Here is a 15,627-nt window from a genome sequence, read left to right on the forward strand (position 1 = left end):
GCTATTTCCCTGCGCCTTCGAACCAGGCCACCAGCAGCGCCCGTTCCTTGTCGGTAATCTGCGAGACGTTGGCCGGCGGCATGGCGTGGCTGCGGCCGGCCTGCAGATAGATCTCGCGGGCATGGTTTGCAATGTCGGCGTCCGTGTTGAGCATCACCCCCTTTGGCGCGTGATAGATACCCTCATAGACCGGCTCCGCCGCGTGGCACATCGAGCAGCGGCCAAGCACCGTATCGCGCACGGCCGGGAAATGCGCTGATGCGACATAGATCTGCGCGGCGGCCGATTCTTTCGGCTCGCCGGTCAGCACCTTCGGCGCGGTCGACAGCCAGATGATGATGATGAACAGGACAACGGCTCCCAGCCAAGTCCAGGTCGGGTTACCCTTGCGCGCATGGACGCTGTTGAAATAGTGCCGGATCAGCACGCCGATGATGAACACCAGCGAGGCGATGACCCAGTTGAACTGCGTGCCAAACGCCAGCGGATAGTGGTTCGACAGCATCAGGAACAGCACAGGCAGCGTCAGGTAGTTGTTGTGCAGGGAGCGCTGCTTGGCGATCTTGCCGTATTTCGGATCGGGCTTGCGGCCGGCGATGAGGTCGGCAACGACGATCTTCTGGTTGGGGATGATGACCATGAAGACGTTGGCCGACATGATCGTCGCGGTGATGGCGCCCAGATGCAGGAAGGCGGCGCGGCCGGTGAACAGATGGGTGAGCCCCCAGGCAATGAACACCAGCACGCAGTAGAGCACCAGCATCAGGCCGGTGTCGCTTTTTCCCAGCGGCGAACGGCACAAAAGATCATAGACCACCCAGCCGACGCCGATCGTCGCCAGCGACAGCAAGATGCCGACCGGCACCGACATTGGCAGCACATTGGGATCGATCAGGAACAGATCGGCTCCGGCATAATAGACGACGCACAGCATGGCGAAGCCGGACAGCCAGGTGGCGTAGGATTCCCATTTGAACCAGGTCAGGTGCTCAGGCATCTCGGCCGGCGCCACCAGATATTTCTGGATGTGATAGAAGCCGCCGCCATGCACCTGCCATTCCTCGCCAAAGGCGCCGACAGGCATGCCAGGTCGCTGCCGCAGGCCGAGATCAAGCGCGACGAAATAGAAAGACGAGCCGATCCAGGCGATGCCGGTGATGACATGCAGCCAACGCACGGCGAAGCTCAGCCAGTCCCAGAAAATCGCGAAATCCATCATTGAAGTCGTCCCTGCCGATGACGCGACTTTACGGCGTCGCGCGCAAACGGAAAGAGGCGAGGTGCGCGATGACTTTCAAAAAAAAATGGAAAATACTAGGGTTGCTAGACGCAGCTGGATGAGAGCCACGAAACCGCATGGCCTATCTCGACAACATCGCCGTCTTCGTTCGCGTCGTCGAACTCGGCAATCTGTCGGCGGCAGGCCGCGACATGCGCATTTCGCCGGCGGTCGCCTCCAACCGCATCAAGGAGCTGGAGAAGCATCTGGGCGTGCGGCTGTTCAACCGGACCACACGGCAATTGATGCCGACCGAGCATGGCACGGTGTTCTATTCGGGCGCCAAGCAGGTGCTGGAGGCGATCACCGAAGCGGAAGCCGCCGTTTCGGCACTGTCCGGACAACCGCGCGGCACCATCCGCGTGACGGCACCGCTCGGCCTCGGCCGCCGGCTGGTGGCCTCTGGCATCCCCGATTTCCATGACAAATATCCCGATATCGAGGTGCGGCTGAGGCTCTCGGACCACAATGTCGATATCATGAAGGAAGGCATCGACGTCGCCTTCCGGCTCGGCATCATCGAGGATTCCAGCCTCAGGATGCGCGGCATCATGGAATGCGAACGCGTGCTGGTGGCAGCGCCGAAATATCTGGAAGCGCGCGGCGAACCCGTTGAGCCACAAGAGCTGATCGGCAAGAAGCACGACTGCCTGATGCTGCGCTATTCCGGCGCGCGCGAATATGTGTGGACGTTGCAGACCCCCACCGGCCAGCAGAAGTTCGAGGTGCACGGGCCCTACGACACCGACGATGGCGACGTGCTGACCGGCTGGGCGCTGTCCGGCCGCGGCATCATCAACAAGCCGCGCTTCGAGGTCGAGCCGTTCATCCGCGACCGGCGGCTGAAGGTGATCCTGAGCAACACGCCGCCGACGCCGGTGCAGTTCGCCGCCGTCTATCCGCACAAGAAGCTGCAGGACCCCAAGGTGCGGCTGCTGCTCGACTTCATGGCCGAGCGCTGCCAGCGACTGATCAAAGATCTTCTCGCTGGCAAGTAATGGCTGGCAAGCAAGGGCTGGCTAGCAAGTGATGGCTGGCTGGCAAGTGACCGGCCGTTGGCCCAGCGCCAGCGGTTGCCATCGCTGGACGTGACGAACATAGTTCCGATGGTATTTCGCCTTGCAGGGACCATCGATGGAAAACGGCGCCATAATGCATCTTGCCGTTTCACCGCTTCCGGGAACCTCCGAGCCATCGCCAGGAGCCGAGCCGGACTTCAGCCTTCTGGCGCGGTTTGTCCAAAGGGCCGAAGCGGCCGGTCTGGACATGGTGATTTTCGCCGATTCCGCGCCGGCTTCCGGCAGCGATGCCGCGACGATGCCCTTCGAAGCGACGACCTTGGTGGCCGCGCTGGCGACGGTGACAAGTAGGATCGGGCTGGTCGCGGCGGCCTCGACGGTTGCCCACCAGCCCTACAATCTGGCGCGCCGTTTTGCTTCGCTCGACATCATCAGCCATGGTCGCGCCGGATGGAACGCGACCATGGCGCAGGCGCCGCGCGAGGCGGCCAATTTCAGCCGGTCGGAGGGGTTTTCCGGCGACGATTTTCGCCGTCGCAGCGAGGAATATATCGGCATCGTTCAGGGCTTGTGGCAAGGCTGGGACGAGGACGCGCTCAAATTCGACAAGAGCAGCGGCCGCTTCCACGATCCCGAAAAGATGCACCTGCTCGACCACAAGGGCGAATTCTTTTCAGTGCGCGGGCCGCTGAACGTCGCACGCTCGCCACAGGACAGGCCGGTGCTGGTGCTGTCCGGCCTGTCAGCGGCAGACATGGACATTGCCGCTCGCACCGCCGATGTCGTCCTGCTGGATAGTGAACCGATCGAGAGCGCGAAAGCCCGCAATGACGATCTGAAGCGCCGCGTTGCCGCCTGCGGGCGCGACGCGGATGCCGTGAAGGTACTGGTGAATGTCTCTCCGGTCATTGATGACAAGATGGCCGTCACCGCCGATCGTCTCGAAGACATGTTCCGGGGGAAAGGCTGCGACGGGTTCAACATGCTGATGCCGGCGGAGCTTTCGGCACTCGACGATTTTGTCGGTCTGGTTTTGCCGGCGCTGCGGCGGCGCGGCCTGTTTCGAGAAAGCTATCGCAGGACAAATCTGCGGTCGCATCTTGGGATTGCCGGCGGAGGTGATCGATGACCGCCGCTTCCCGCCAGATGAAGCTTGGCGCGTTCCTGTGGGCGACAGGCCATCATATCGCCGCCTGGCGCCATCCCAAGGCATATGTGACGGCGGGCATCGACATCGACCATTACATCCAATTGGCGCGCACCGCGGAGGCGGCGAAGTTCGACATGGTCTTCTGCGAGGACGCCGCCGGCCTGCGCGAAGCCAATGTCGCCATCGCCAGCCAGACCTCGCGCTCGATCGGCTTCGAGCCGATCAGCCTGCTGTCGGCACTGGCCGTCCAGACCAGCCGCATCGGCCTCGTCTCCACCGCGTCGACAAGCTACAACGAGCCCTACGGGCTGGCGCGGACCTTCCTGTCGCTCGACCATTTGAGCGGGGGTCGGGCCGGCTGGAATCTGGTCACCTCGGCCAGTCCCATCGAGGCCGCCAATTTCGGTTCGACCGGCTTGCGGCCGCATGCCGATCGCTACGAGCGGGCGCGTGAGTTCGCCGAGGTGGTCACCGGACTTTGGCGCGGCAATCCAGATGGGGCTCCCGGTCACGATGGCCAGAGCTTTTCGGTTCGGGATCCGCTCGACCTGCCGCGTTCGCCGCAGGGCGCACCGGTGCTGGTTCAGGCCGGCGCCTCGGATGTCGGCCGCGACCTTGCCGCCCGCACCGCCGATGTGGTGTTCACGGCGGCGCAGACCTTCGAGGAAGCAAAGGCCTTCTACGACGATCTCAAGGGGCGCCTGGCGGCCTATGGGCGCGAGCCCGACGACATCAAGATCATGCCCGGCGTCGCTCCCGTGGTGGCTGAAACCGCGGCGCAAGCCCAGGAAAAATACGAGGAATTGCAGGAGCTGATCCCTGACGATGTCGGCGTTGCGCTACTGTCCAGCTACCTCAGCATCGCCGATCTGTGGCGCTATCCGATCGATGGGCCGCTGCCCGAGCTGCCGCCCAGCGAAGGCATGCAGAGCCGGCAAGCGCTGGTCATCGAGCAGTCGCGCCGCGACAACCTCTCCATTCGCCAGCTGGCGCGGCATTTCGCCGGCGCGCGCGGCCATTGGCGCATCGTCGGAACGGCGGCCGAGATCGCCGACGAGCTGCAGGCGCGGTTCGAAGGAGGTGCTGCCGACGGCTTCAACGTCATGCCCTCATTTTTCCCCGGCGAACTCGATGCCTTTGCCACACTGGTCGTGCCGGAACTGCAGCGGCGTGGCCTTTTCCGCAAGGATTATGAAGGCCGCACGCTGCGCGACCATCTGGGCTTGAAGCGGCCGATGTAGCTGTGATGTAAAGTCAGCCGGCTAACACCTTGTCACGCGGGACCTGACGCCCGACGTTTGACGCTGCGCTGTGAATGACCATCGCGGTCATGATTTCTGCGGCCGCGAGTGCGGCGATGACAGGCGGGCGCTTGTCCTTTACGGCATCGCCGCCGATCGGCGAGACGAGGCGGGCAAACTCGGCCTCGCGGCCGTCCGCCGATTTCAGGAACCAGTTCTTGAACGTCGCTTTCTTGGTCTTCGAGCCGATCATGCCGACATAGGCGGTATCGTTGCGCTTCAGCGCTTCGGCGACGATCAGGAAATCAAGCGCGTGGTCGTGGGTGAGGATGGCGAAAGCGGTGCCGGCCGGCGCATCGCGCACCATCGCTTCGGGCATCGGCGTCAACCGGGTCTCGACGGTTTCCGGCATGCCTTCGAGCGCCTCGGCCCGCGTCTCGATGACGACGGCGTGCACAGGGAGAAGGGCCACCGCGAAGGCCAGCGCCTGGCCGACATGGCCGCCGCCGAAGATATAGACATAGGGCAGGTGTGCCTCTTCGGTCTCAGCCGCTGCAACCAGCTCGGCTGCCAGCCCTGCGTCGACGAGCCGGATCAACACTTCGACGCGCCCGCCGCAGCATTGGCCGATCTCGGGACCCAGCGGCACGTCTAGGGTCGCGCAGACCTCGTCGACCTCGATGCGGGCATCCCTTGAGGGGGAGACAAGCATCTGCCGCGCCTTGTCGATCGCCATGTATTCGAGCTGGCCGCCGCCGATCGTGCCAAGAATCGTCGCCTGCGAGACGAGCATCAAGGCGCCCTTCTCGCGTGGCGTCGAGCCTTTGGTGCCCGCCACTTCGACCAGGGCAACTCGGCCGGCGGTGCTGAGAAAGGCTTTCAGACTTTGCACTTTCGAGTTCATTTCTCACGTTCCCGAATGGGAAATGTAGGCTTTTTCGGCCTGAATTGCACGTTTTGCCGGTTTCAGGCGCCGGCCTTGACCTCGTTCTTCAGCCGCTCGATCGCCATCAGAACCCGTTCCGGCGTTGCCGGCGCATCGAGACGCGGACAGATCTTGTGGTCGGCGACGCTGGCCACCGCGTCCGACAGCGCGTGCAGCACCGACATGCCGAGCGGGAACGGCGGTTCGCCGACCGCCTTGGAGTGGTGGATCGTCGGCTCGCTGGCTTCCGGCCAGTCGGCCAAGGTGACGTTGAATATCTTCGGCCGGTCCGACGCCAGGGGGATCTTGTAGGTCGACGGCGCGTGCGTGCGCAGCCGGCCCTTGCCGTCCCACCACAGTTCCTCGGTGGTCAGCCAGCCCATGCCCTGGATGAAGCCGCCCTCGATCTGGCCGATATCGATGGCGCGGTTCAGCGAGCGGCCCGTGTCATGCAATATGTCGGTGCGCTCGACCATGTACTCGCCGGTCAGCGTGTCGACCGAGACTTCCGAGCAGGAGGCGCCATAAGCGAAGTAGTAGAAGGGGCGGCCCTGGCCCTTGTCACGGTTCCAGTGGATCTTTGGCGTTTTGTAAAAGCCCGCCGCCGAAAGCTGGATACGGGCCATATATGCCTGTTTGACGAGGTCGGCGAAGGCGATCTCCTGGTTGCCGATGCGCACCCGGTTGGGCAGGAACAGCACCTGATCGCGCGGCACCTGATATTTTTCGGCGGCGAAATCGGTCAGCCGCTCCTTGATCTGGCGAGCGCCATTCTGCGCCGCCATGCCGTTGAGATCGGAACCGGATGACGCTGCGGTGGCCGAGGTGTTCGGCACCTTGCCGGTCGTCGTCGCGGTGATCTTCACCTGATCGAGATCGATCTGGAACTCTTCCGCCACCACCTGCGCCACCTTGACGTAGAGGCCCTGCCCCATCTCCGTGCCGCCGTGGTTCAGATGCACCGAGCCATCGGTGTAGACATGCACCAGCGCGCCGGCCTGATTGTAGTGCGTGGCCGTGAACGAGATGCCGAACTTGACCGGCGTCAGCGCCAGGCCACGCTTGATGAAACGGCTGTTGGCATTGAAGGCCGATATCTCGCGCCGCCGCCGCGCATAGCTGGCGCTTTGCTCAAGCTCAGCGACGATGCGCTGGATGATGTTGTCCTCGACGGTCTGGTGGTAGGGCGTGATATTGCGGTCGCTTGTGCCGTAAAAATTCTTCTTGCGGATTTCGAGCGGATCCTTGCCGACGGCAAAGGCAACCTCGTCGATGACGCGCTCGGCGCCGACCATGCCTTGGGGACCGCCGAAACCGCGGAAGGCGGTGTTCGACACGGTGTTGGTGTAGAGAGGTGCCGACTGGGCATGCACCGCCGGCCAGAAATAGGTGTTGTCGCAGTGGAACAGCGCGCGATCGGTCACCGGACCTGACAGGTCCGAGGAGAAACCGCAGCGCGCCGCGAACATGAAATCGACGCCGAGAATGTTGCCCTCGTCATCGAAGCCGACTTCGTAGTCGACGAGGAAGTCATGACGCTTGCCGGTGGCGATCATGTCGTCGTCGCGGTCGGGCCGGATTTTCACGGCGCGATGGTGCTTTTTCGCGGCGATGGCGGCCAATGCCGCAAACTGGTTGCCTTGCGTTTCCTTGCCGCCGAAACCGCCGCCCATGCGGCGGATTTCCACCGTGATGGCGTTGCTCGGCACGCCGAGCGCATGGCTGACCATGTGCTGGACTTCGCTCGGATGCTGGGTCGAGGAATAGATGGTGACGTCCTCGTCCTCGCCGGGCACGGCCATGGCGATATGGCCCTCGAGATAGAAATGCTCCTGACCGCCAACGCGCATCTGCCCTTTGAGCCGGCGGGGCGCGGCCTTGATCGCTGCCGCGGCGTCGCCGCGCTTCAGGGTCAGTGGCGGCGTGACCAGTCTGTCCTTACGGGGATCAAGTTCGCCGATGTCGGTGACGAAAGGCAATTCCTTATATTCGACCTTGGCCAGCCTGGTGGCGCGGCGTGCCTGCTCGCGCGTCTCGGCAATGACGCAGAACATCGGCTGGCCGTAGAACTGCACCTTGCCGTCAGCCAGCACAGGCTCATCATGGCGCCCCGTCGGCGAAATGTCGTTTTCGCCTGGCACATCCGTGGCCGTCAGCACGTCGACGACCCCGGGGGCCGTGCGCACCGCCGACAGGTCCATGCTCGTGATGGTGGCATGGGTGGCAGCCGAAAGCCCAAGGCAGCCATGCAGCGTGCCGGCCGGTTCCGGCATGTCGTCGATGTAGACGGCGGTGCCGCTGACATGCTTGTGGCCCGAATCATGCCGCTGGTCGGTGGCGACGCCGCCGGTGATCTTTTCAGCCTTGGGATTGGGAGTGGCGTGCTTGTTCATCATGCCGCCTCGTGCCTTGAAACCTGGATCGGCTCCCTGGTGCCGCTGGTCTCGGCGAAGAAGCGCAGCAAAAGGTTACGCGCCGCCAGGGCGCGATACTCGGCCGAGGCCCGCATGTCGGTCAGCGGGGTGAAATCTTCAGCATACTTCGCCATCGCAGTCACAATCGTCTGTTCGGTCCACGGCTTGCCGAGCAGCGCTTTTTCGACAGCCGACGCCCGCTTCGGTATCGCCGCCATGCCGCCGTAGGCGATGCGCACATCCGCGACCGTGCCATCCTTGGCCAGGTTCAGGAAGAAGGCGCCAAGGGCAGCCGTGATGTCCTCGTCGCGGCGCTTGGTGATCTTGTGGACGGCGAATTTCGTGCCCTTGGCGGGGATGGGAACGTGCACCGCCTCGACGAACTCGCCAGGCTGCCGGTCCTGCTTGCCATAGGCGACAAAGAAGGTTTCCAGCGAGATCGTCCGCCGTTTCTTGCCCTTGCGCAGCGTCAGGCGCGCGCCGAGCGCGATCAAGGGCGGTGGCGTATCGCCGATCGGCGAACCGTTGGCGATGTTGCCGCCGATGGTGCCCATGTTGCGCACCTGATCGCCACCGATGCGATCGAACAGCGGCCCCATCGCCGGGATGCGCTTGGCGAGCGTCGAGAACGCGTCGGTGTAGGTGACGCCGGCGCCGATGGTGATGACGCCCTTGTCTTCGGCGATGGTGCAAAGCCCGTCGAGATCACCGATGAAGATCGCCGGCGAAATATCGCGCATGTGCTTGGTCACCCACAGGCCGACATCGGTCGAGCCGGCAACGATGGTGGCGCCGGGTTCCTTGTCAAGCACGGCGGCGAAATCGTCGACGTTGGCCGGCACGACGAGCCGCTCCTTGCCGGCGCCGATCTCGATCCGAGCGCCGTCATGCATGGCCTGGAGCCTTGCCGTGATTGCCTTGCGCTCGACCGCCAGCGGGTCCTTCGCCGCCTTGCCGTAGCTGGAGATGGCGCGGGCCGCGCGCATGATCGCCTCGTAGCCGGTGCAGCGGCAGAGATTGCCTTGCAGCGCCTTTTCGATGGCTTCATTCGACGGGTCGGGGGACCTCATCCACAGGCCATAGAGCGACATGACGAAGCCCGGCGTGCAGAAGCCGCACTGCGAGCCATGGAAATCGACCATCGCCTGCTGCACCGGGTGCAACTGGCCAGGAAGACCGCGCAAATGCTCGACGGTCACGACATGGGTGCCGTCCAGCGAGCCGAGGAAGCGGATGCAGGCGTTGACGCTTTCATAGACGAGACCGCCTGCCGAGAGCTTTCCGACCAACACGGTGCAGGCGCCGCAATCGCCCTCGGCGCAGCCTTCCTTGGTGCCGCGCTGCGAACGGTCGAGCCGCAGCCAGTCGAGCAGGGTCGCGTCTGGCGCCACCGACGACAGCGCGACATCCCTGCCATTGAGAATGAAGCGGATCTCGTTGCGGATACGGACCTTGGCCATGCGTCAGCTCCCCCTGTAGGTCGAATAGCCGTAGGGCGAGACGAGCAGCGGCACATGATAGTGCACGGGTTCGGCCATGCCGAAGCGGATCGGTATCACGTCGAGAAAGGCCGGCTTGGGCAATTTCGTCCCCTGCTGGCGCAAATAGTCGCCCGCGGCAAAGATCAGTTCGTATTCGCCGGCGCGGAACTCGGCGCCGGCAAGCAGCGGTGCGTCGCAACGGCCATCATCATTGGTGACAACGGTCTTCAGATGTGTCCGGGCGTCGCCCTCGAGGTGATAGAGCGCGATCGACAATCCCGCCGCCGGCATGCCGGTCGCGGTGTCGAGGACATGGGTCGTCAGACGCCCGCCATCGGCTTTCGACGTTTCTGCCACTGGCCGCCTCCCATTTCCTGTACGAGCGAACTGGCCCGGTACAGTCGAACATTGCTGATGAATTGTGCGCCAATTAAAGGCGATGCATAAGTCCCGGTCGAGCGGAGTGCGACAAAAACACTTTCAAAAATTTTCGGGGGAATGCGCGAGCAGCCCTTTCGATATCCTGATCACACATCGGGCAATGCCCGGCGGGAGGGACGATGCGTTACATCAGAGACATGCGCGGCTATGGAGCCAATCCGCCGGATCCGAAATGGCCCTGCGGTGCGCATGTCGCGGTGCAGTTCGTGGTCAACTACGAAGAGGGCGGCGAGAACTGCGTGCTGCATGGCGACAAGGCGTCGGAAGCCTTCCTGTCGGAGATCGTCGGCGCGGCACCCTGGGTGGGCCAGCGCCACTGGAACATGGAATCGATCTACGAATACGGCGCCCGCGCCGGTTTCTGGCGGCTGCTCAGGCTGTTCACCGAGGCCGAGGTGCCGGTGACCTGCTACGGCGTCGCCACCGCGCTCGCCCGCTCGCCCGACCAGGTCACGGCGATGCAGGAAGCCGGCTGGGAGATTGCCTCGCACGGGCTGAGATGGATCGATTATCGCGACCACAGCGCCGAGGACGAGCGCCGCGACCTCGAAGCGGCGATCCGCCTGCACTACGAGGTGACCGGCGAGCGCCCGACTGGCTGGTACACGGGGCGCACATCGGTCAACACGGTGCGGCTGGTGGCTGAGGAAGGCGGCTTCGCCTATGTGTCGGACACCTATGACGACGAGCTGCCGTACTGGTTCGAGCATGAAGGCGGCGCCCAGCTCATCATCCCCTACACGCTCGACGCCAACGACATGCGCTTCGCGACGCCACAAGGCTTCAATTCAGGCGACCAGTTCTTTGCCTATCTGAAGGACAGCTTCGACACGCTCTATGCCGAGGGCAAGGCCGGCCGGCCGCGCATGATGAACATCGGCCTGCATTGCCGCCTCGTCGGGCGGCCGGGCCGGGTGGCGGCGCTGAAGCGCTTCGTCGACTATGTGAAGTCGCACGACAAGGTCTGGCTGGCACGGCGCATCGATATCGCCCGCCACTGGCAAGAGAACCATCCCTATCGACCGGCGGCCCTCAGGCCATCGAAGATGGAATTCGAGGCGTTCGTCCACACTTTCGGCGGTGTCTTCGAACATTCGCCCTGGATCGCCGAACGCGCCTACGAGCTGGAGCTGGGCCCGGCGCATGACACATCCGGTGGCCTGCACAACGCGCTTTGCCGCATCTTCCGTTCCGCCAGCGAGGCCGAGCGGCTTTCAGTGCTCAACGCCCATCCCGACCTTGCCGGCAAACTGGCCAAGGCCAAACGGCTGACGGCGGAATCGACTCGCGAACAGGCCTCGGCCGGCCTCGACGCGCTGACTGACAAGGAGCGCGAACTGTTTTCCAAGCTTAACGCCGCCTACGTCACCACCTTCGGCTTCCCGTTCATCATCGCGGTGAAAGGCAAGACCAAAGAGGAGATCCTGGCGGAATTCGAGGCACGCATCGGCAACAGCCGCGGCGTTGAATTCGAGACCGCCTGCAAACAGGTCGAGCGCATCGCGCTGCTCCGCCTCAAGGACATGCTTCCGCAATAGGTTTAACCATGGATACGATCAGGATGCCCGACCGAACCTATTACGCGCCACGTGGCGGCCACCCCGGCCAGAGCGAGCTGCTGACCGGCCGCGCCGTCTTCACCGAAGCCTATGCCGTCATCCCCAGAGGGGTGATGCAGGACATCGTCACCAGCGCGTTGCCGTTCTGGGACAAGACCCGCGTCTGGATCTTGTCGCGGCCGCTGTCCGGCTTTGCCGAGACGTTTTCGCAATACATTGTCGAGGTCGCGCCCGGTGGCGGCAGCGAGCGGCCGGAGCCCGATGCTGGCGCCGAGGGCGCCCTGTTCGTGGTCGAAGGCGAGTTGACCGTTCTGCTTGCCGGCAAGAAGCATGTGCTGCGACCGGGTGGTTTCGCCTTCCTGCCGCCGGCCAGCGGCTGGACGGTTCGCAACGAGAGCAAGACCGACGTCCGCTTCCACTGGATCCGCAAGGCTTACGAGGCGGTCGACGGTCTAGAGGCGCCGGAAGCCTTCTTCACCAACGAACAGGACATCGCGCCAACGCCGATGCCCGGCACCGAAGGCCGCTGGGCGACGACCCGTTTCGTCGATCCGGCCGATTTGCGCCACGACATGCACATGACCATCGTGACGCTCGAGCCCGGCGCGGTCATTCCCTTCGCCGAGACGCATGTCATGGAGCACGGGCTTTATGTGCTGGAAGGCAAGGCGGTCTACCGCCTCAACCAGGACTGGGTCGAGGTCGAGGCCGGCGACTTCATGTGGCTGCGCGCCTTCTGCCCCCAGGCCTGCTATGCCGGCGGCCCGGGCAAATTCCGCTATCTGCTCTACAAGGACGTCAACCGCCACGCCAAGCTCGGCGGCGCCGGCATTGCTAGGCGGGCGCCGTGACCCGCATCGTCGCGCGGCCGCTGACCCGCGAGAGCTTTGCCGCCTTCGGCGACGTCATCGACATGGGCGGCGACAATCACTACCCGATCAATGGCGGCAAGGCCGAGCGCTACCACGATCTTGCCACGGCGCAAGCGACAGGGCCGAACGCCCGCGTGCTGATCTCGATGGTGCGCGGCACGCCTTATGAATTGCCGCTGAAGCTGACCATGGTCGAGCGCCATCCATTCGGCAGCCAGGCTTTCATTCCGCTGTCGCCGCGGCCGTTCCTTGTCGTCGTCTGCCACGACGGCGATGGGGGACCGGGTGAACCGCAGGCCTTCATCACCGCGCCCGGACAAGGCATCAACTATTCCCGCAACCTCTGGCACGGCGTGCTGACGCCGCTCGGCGAGGCGCAGGATTTCCTGATCGTCGACCGTGGCGGCGACGGTTCCAACCTGGAAGAATTCCATTTCTCGCACGCCTACGAGATCCATCTCCCCGACGAGAGCCTGTAATGACCGACATTTCCCTGATCGACCGCCTGCTCGACGTGATCGAGCACGACATCGTGCCGAAGACCGCCGACGGCGTTGCCCACGGCAACAAGCTGTTTGGCGCGGCGATCCTGCGCAAGGACGACCGTTCGCTGGTGCTGGCCGAGACCAACAACGAGATGGAAAACCCGCTCTGGCATGGCGAGGTGCATTGCCTGAAGCGCTTCTATGAAATGCCGAAGGCCGAGCGCGTCGATACGAAAGACGCCATCTTCATCGCCACGCATGAACCCTGCTCGCTCTGCCTGTCGGCGATCACCTGGACCGGCTTCGACAATTTCTACTATCTGTTCAGCCATGAGGATTCGCGCGACAGCTTCGCCATCCCGCACGATCTGAATATCCTGAAGGAGGTCTTCACCCTCGATCCCGGCGGCTACAATGCCGAGAACGCCTACTGGAAGAGCTTTTCGATCCGCAGATTGGTACGGTCACTGCCCGAGGCCGAGCGCCAGCGGCTGGAAACGCGCATCGGCAAGATCTCGGCACGCTATGACGACCTGTCCGGCGCCTACCAGGCGAGCAAGGGCGACAACGACATTCCGCTGAATTGACGCGGACTGACCAGCCGAATTCGTTGGCTGGCCCACGACGCGATGCCACGGGCTCCATCATCTGGCGATCCTGGAGTCCCGCATGAAAATCGTCACCGAGTTCCCCCGCAAAGTCGTCGAATTTCCAGTAATGGGGATTGTCATGCCGGACGGCTGCCGGCTGTCGGCGAGGGTGTGGATGCCGGAAGATGCCGGCGACGATCCGGTACCGGCGATCCTCGAGCACCTGCCCTACCGCAAGCGTGACGGCACCATTTTCCGCGATCAGCTGACGCATCCCTATTTCGCCGGCCACGGCTATGCGTCGATCCGCGTCGACATGCGCGGCAATGGCGACTCCGAAGGACTGATGGACGACGAATATTCCGAACAGGAATTGCAGGACGCCTGCGACGTCATCGCCTGGGCGGCTTCGCAGCCTTGGTGCAACGGCAATGTCGGCATGATGGGCATTTCCTGGGGCGGCTTCAACTGCCTGCAGGTGGCGGCCAAGCAGCCGCCGGCGCTGAAGGCGGTTATCAGCCTGTGCTCGACCTCCGACCGCTATGCCGACGATATCCACTACAAGGGCGGTTGCCTGCTGATCGAGAATTTCGGCTGGGCGTCGACCATGCTGTCCTATTCGTCGCGGCCGCCGGACCCGCTCTTCACCGGCGACAAAAGGTGGCGCGACCTTTGGCTGACCCGGCTGGAGAACCAGCCTTTTCTCGCGCCGCTATGGCTGAAGCACCAGCACCGCGACGCCTATTGGAAGCGCGGCTCAATCTGCGAGGATTATTCGGCCATCCAGGCCGCGGTGCTGTCGATCGGCGGCTGGCACGACGGCTACCGCAACACCGTCTCGCATCTGGCCACCAACATCGAAGCGCCGGTGAAGGGCATCATCGGACCGTGGATCCACAAATACCCGCATTACGCGGCACCCGCACCGCGCATCGGTTTCCTGCAGGAGGCCCTGCGCTGGTGGGACCGCTGGCTGAAGGATATCGACACCGGTGTCGAGGCCGATCCAGCCTATCGTGCCTATGTCATGGACAGTGTCCGCCCCGCGCGCTGGCATCCCAAGCGGCCCGGTCGCTGGGTGGCTGAGCAGGAATGGCCGTCGCCTGCCATCAAGACGCAATCGATCGAGCTTGTCGCCGACGGTGGCAAGCCCGCCATCGTTGCCTCGCCGCAGAGCTGCGGCCTTGCCGGCGGCGAGTATTTTCCGTTCACCTTCGGCCCCGAACTGCCCGGCGACCAGCGCCCCGATGACGCTTTGTCGGTGTGTTTCGACCAGCCGGAACTCACTGAGGCGATCGACATCGTCGGCGCGCCCGAAGTCGAAGTGCGGCTGTCCTCCGACCGCCCGCAGGCCAACATCGCGATCCGGCTGTGCGACGTGCACCCTGACGGTGCCTCGGAACTGATTTCCTACGGCGTGCTCAATCTGACGCATCGCAATTCGCACGAATTCCCCGAGGCGCTGGTACCGGGCGAAACCGTGTCTGCGCGCGTGGTGCTCGATCAATGCGCCTATCGCGTGCCGGCAGGCCACCATCTGCGCATCGCCGTGTCGAATGCCTATTGGCCGATGATCTGGCCGTCGCCGGAGCCGGTCCGGCTCGCCTTGTCGGCCGCCGTGCTGGCCCTGCCGCTGCGGCCGCTGGCGACAGGCAACGAAGTGACGTTTGCCGAGCCGGAAAGCGCCACTCCCTGGGCGACCGAGACGATCCGCGCCGCCAATTCCGAGCGTCATGTCGATCGCGACGAAAAGACCGGAATTGTGACGCTTTCCATAACGGATGATTTCGGCAAGGTGCGCGATCTTGCCCATGGCCTGGCCAATGGCAGCATCGCCCGCGAGATCTGGACGATCCATCCGGACGATCCCCTGGCGGCCTCGGGAAAAACGCACTGGACACAGACCCTGTCGCGAAATGGATGGTCGGTGCGCACCGAAACGTCAGCCGAAATGCGATCGGACGCGCAAAACTTCATCCTCAGCGCCAGAATCGAGGCCTATGAGGGCGAAACTCTCGTTTTCGAGCGTAACTTCGAGGAAAGGGTGCCGCGCGTCCTCCTGTGACCACGGATTTGGTTGGTCCAAATGCGACGTACGATTTACGCCACGGCATGTCGCATTCGGTCTTGCTTACCGCTTTCCCTTGCGGTCATTATTCTCCTCACAAGAA

Annotated in this window: 13 protein-coding genes; 8 read left to right on the forward strand and 5 right to left on the reverse strand. The window is 63.7% G+C overall.

What is annotated here, in order from left to right:
- Window position 1 precedes the first annotated feature (1 nt).
- On the reverse strand, window positions 2-1,219 hold the full coding sequence (locus CGZ66_RS07385; protein WP_095083017.1) for a urate hydroxylase PuuD: 1,218 nt from the start codon (window positions 1,217-1,219) through the stop codon (window positions 2-4).
- A 137-nt stretch (window positions 1,220-1,356) separates the two neighbouring features.
- On the opposite strand from CGZ66_RS07385, the gene CGZ66_RS07390 reads away from it, so the two are divergent.
- The 3 genes from CGZ66_RS07390 to CGZ66_RS07400 all read left to right on the forward strand — a co-directional run bounded on the left by CGZ66_RS07390 (window position 1,357) and on the right by CGZ66_RS07400 (window position 4,689).
- Complete coding sequence (locus tag CGZ66_RS07390) at window positions 1,357-2,277, forward strand: LysR family transcriptional regulator (RefSeq protein ID WP_095083019.1); 921 nt, start codon at window positions 1,357-1,359, stop codon at window positions 2,275-2,277.
- 136 nt (window positions 2,278-2,413) lie between these two features.
- Window positions 2,414-3,427, forward strand: coding sequence for an LLM class flavin-dependent oxidoreductase (locus CGZ66_RS07395; protein ID WP_095083021.1), 1,014 nt, complete (start codon window positions 2,414-2,416; stop codon window positions 3,425-3,427).
- Window positions 3,424-4,689: an LLM class flavin-dependent oxidoreductase gene (locus CGZ66_RS07400; RefSeq protein ID WP_095083023.1), complete on the forward strand. Its 1,266-nt coding sequence runs from the start codon at window positions 3,424-3,426 to the stop codon at window positions 4,687-4,689. Before CGZ66_RS07395 ends, CGZ66_RS07400 begins: the two co-directional genes overlap by 4 nt.
- A 13-nt stretch (window positions 4,690-4,702) precedes the next feature.
- On the opposite strand, the gene xdhC is transcribed toward CGZ66_RS07400, so the two are convergent.
- The 4 genes from xdhC to uraH all read right to left on the reverse strand — a co-directional run bounded on the left by xdhC (window position 4,703) and on the right by uraH (window position 9,866).
- Complete coding sequence (xdhC, locus tag CGZ66_RS07405; RefSeq protein WP_095083025.1) at window positions 4,703-5,593, reverse strand: xanthine dehydrogenase accessory protein XdhC; 891 nt, start codon at window positions 5,591-5,593, stop codon at window positions 4,703-4,705.
- A 62-nt stretch (window positions 5,594-5,655) separates the two neighbouring features.
- Entirely contained in the window at window positions 5,656-8,007 is a 2,352-nt protein-coding gene (gene xdhB, locus CGZ66_RS07410) for a xanthine dehydrogenase molybdopterin binding subunit (protein ID WP_095083027.1), read from the reverse strand.
- Window positions 8,007-9,488 (reverse strand): xanthine dehydrogenase small subunit, encoded by a 1,482-nt coding sequence (gene xdhA / locus CGZ66_RS07415; protein WP_095083029.1) that lies wholly within the window; start codon window positions 9,486-9,488, stop codon window positions 8,007-8,009. The genes xdhB and xdhA overlap by 1 nt, the downstream gene beginning before the upstream one ends.
- Before the next feature lie 3 nt (window positions 9,489-9,491).
- Complete coding sequence (gene uraH / locus CGZ66_RS07420) at window positions 9,492-9,866, reverse strand: hydroxyisourate hydrolase (protein ID WP_095083031.1); 375 nt, start codon at window positions 9,864-9,866, stop codon at window positions 9,492-9,494.
- 203 nt (window positions 9,867-10,069) lie between these two features.
- Here uraH and puuE point away from each other — a divergent pair, with 203 nt between their 5' ends.
- The 5 genes from puuE (at window position 10,070) to CGZ66_RS07445 (ending at window position 15,521) form a co-directional block, all read left to right on the forward strand.
- Window positions 10,070-11,488 carry an allantoinase PuuE gene (gene puuE, locus CGZ66_RS07425; protein ID WP_095083032.1) on the forward strand — a complete coding sequence of 473 codons (1,419 nt, stop codon included), beginning with the start codon at window positions 10,070-10,072 and terminating at the stop codon, window positions 11,486-11,488.
- Window positions 11,489-11,496: 8 nt separating this feature from the next.
- Window positions 11,497-12,360 carry a bifunctional allantoicase/(S)-ureidoglycine aminohydrolase gene (locus CGZ66_RS07430; protein ID WP_095083034.1) on the forward strand — a complete coding sequence of 288 codons (864 nt, stop codon included), beginning with the start codon at window positions 11,497-11,499 and terminating at the stop codon, window positions 12,358-12,360.
- Entirely contained in the window at window positions 12,357-12,860 is a 504-nt protein-coding gene (locus CGZ66_RS07435; protein ID WP_095083037.1) for an ureidoglycolate lyase, read from the forward strand. The genes CGZ66_RS07430 and CGZ66_RS07435 overlap by 4 nt, the downstream gene beginning before the upstream one ends.
- Entirely contained in the window at window positions 12,860-13,453 is a 594-nt protein-coding gene (locus tag CGZ66_RS07440; protein WP_095083039.1) for a nucleoside deaminase, read from the forward strand. The genes CGZ66_RS07435 and CGZ66_RS07440 overlap by 1 nt, the downstream gene beginning before the upstream one ends.
- Before the next feature lie 82 nt (window positions 13,454-13,535).
- A complete protein-coding gene (locus CGZ66_RS07445; protein WP_095083041.1) occupies window positions 13,536-15,521 on the forward strand; it encodes a CocE/NonD family hydrolase in 1,986 nt (661 codons plus the stop codon).
- The last annotated feature ends 106 nt before the right edge of the window (window positions 15,522-15,627 follow it).

This window comes from Mesorhizobium sophorae, from assembly GCF_002270415.1.
GTDB classification, from domain to species: Bacteria; Pseudomonadota; Alphaproteobacteria; order Rhizobiales; family Rhizobiaceae; genus Mesorhizobium; species Mesorhizobium sophorae.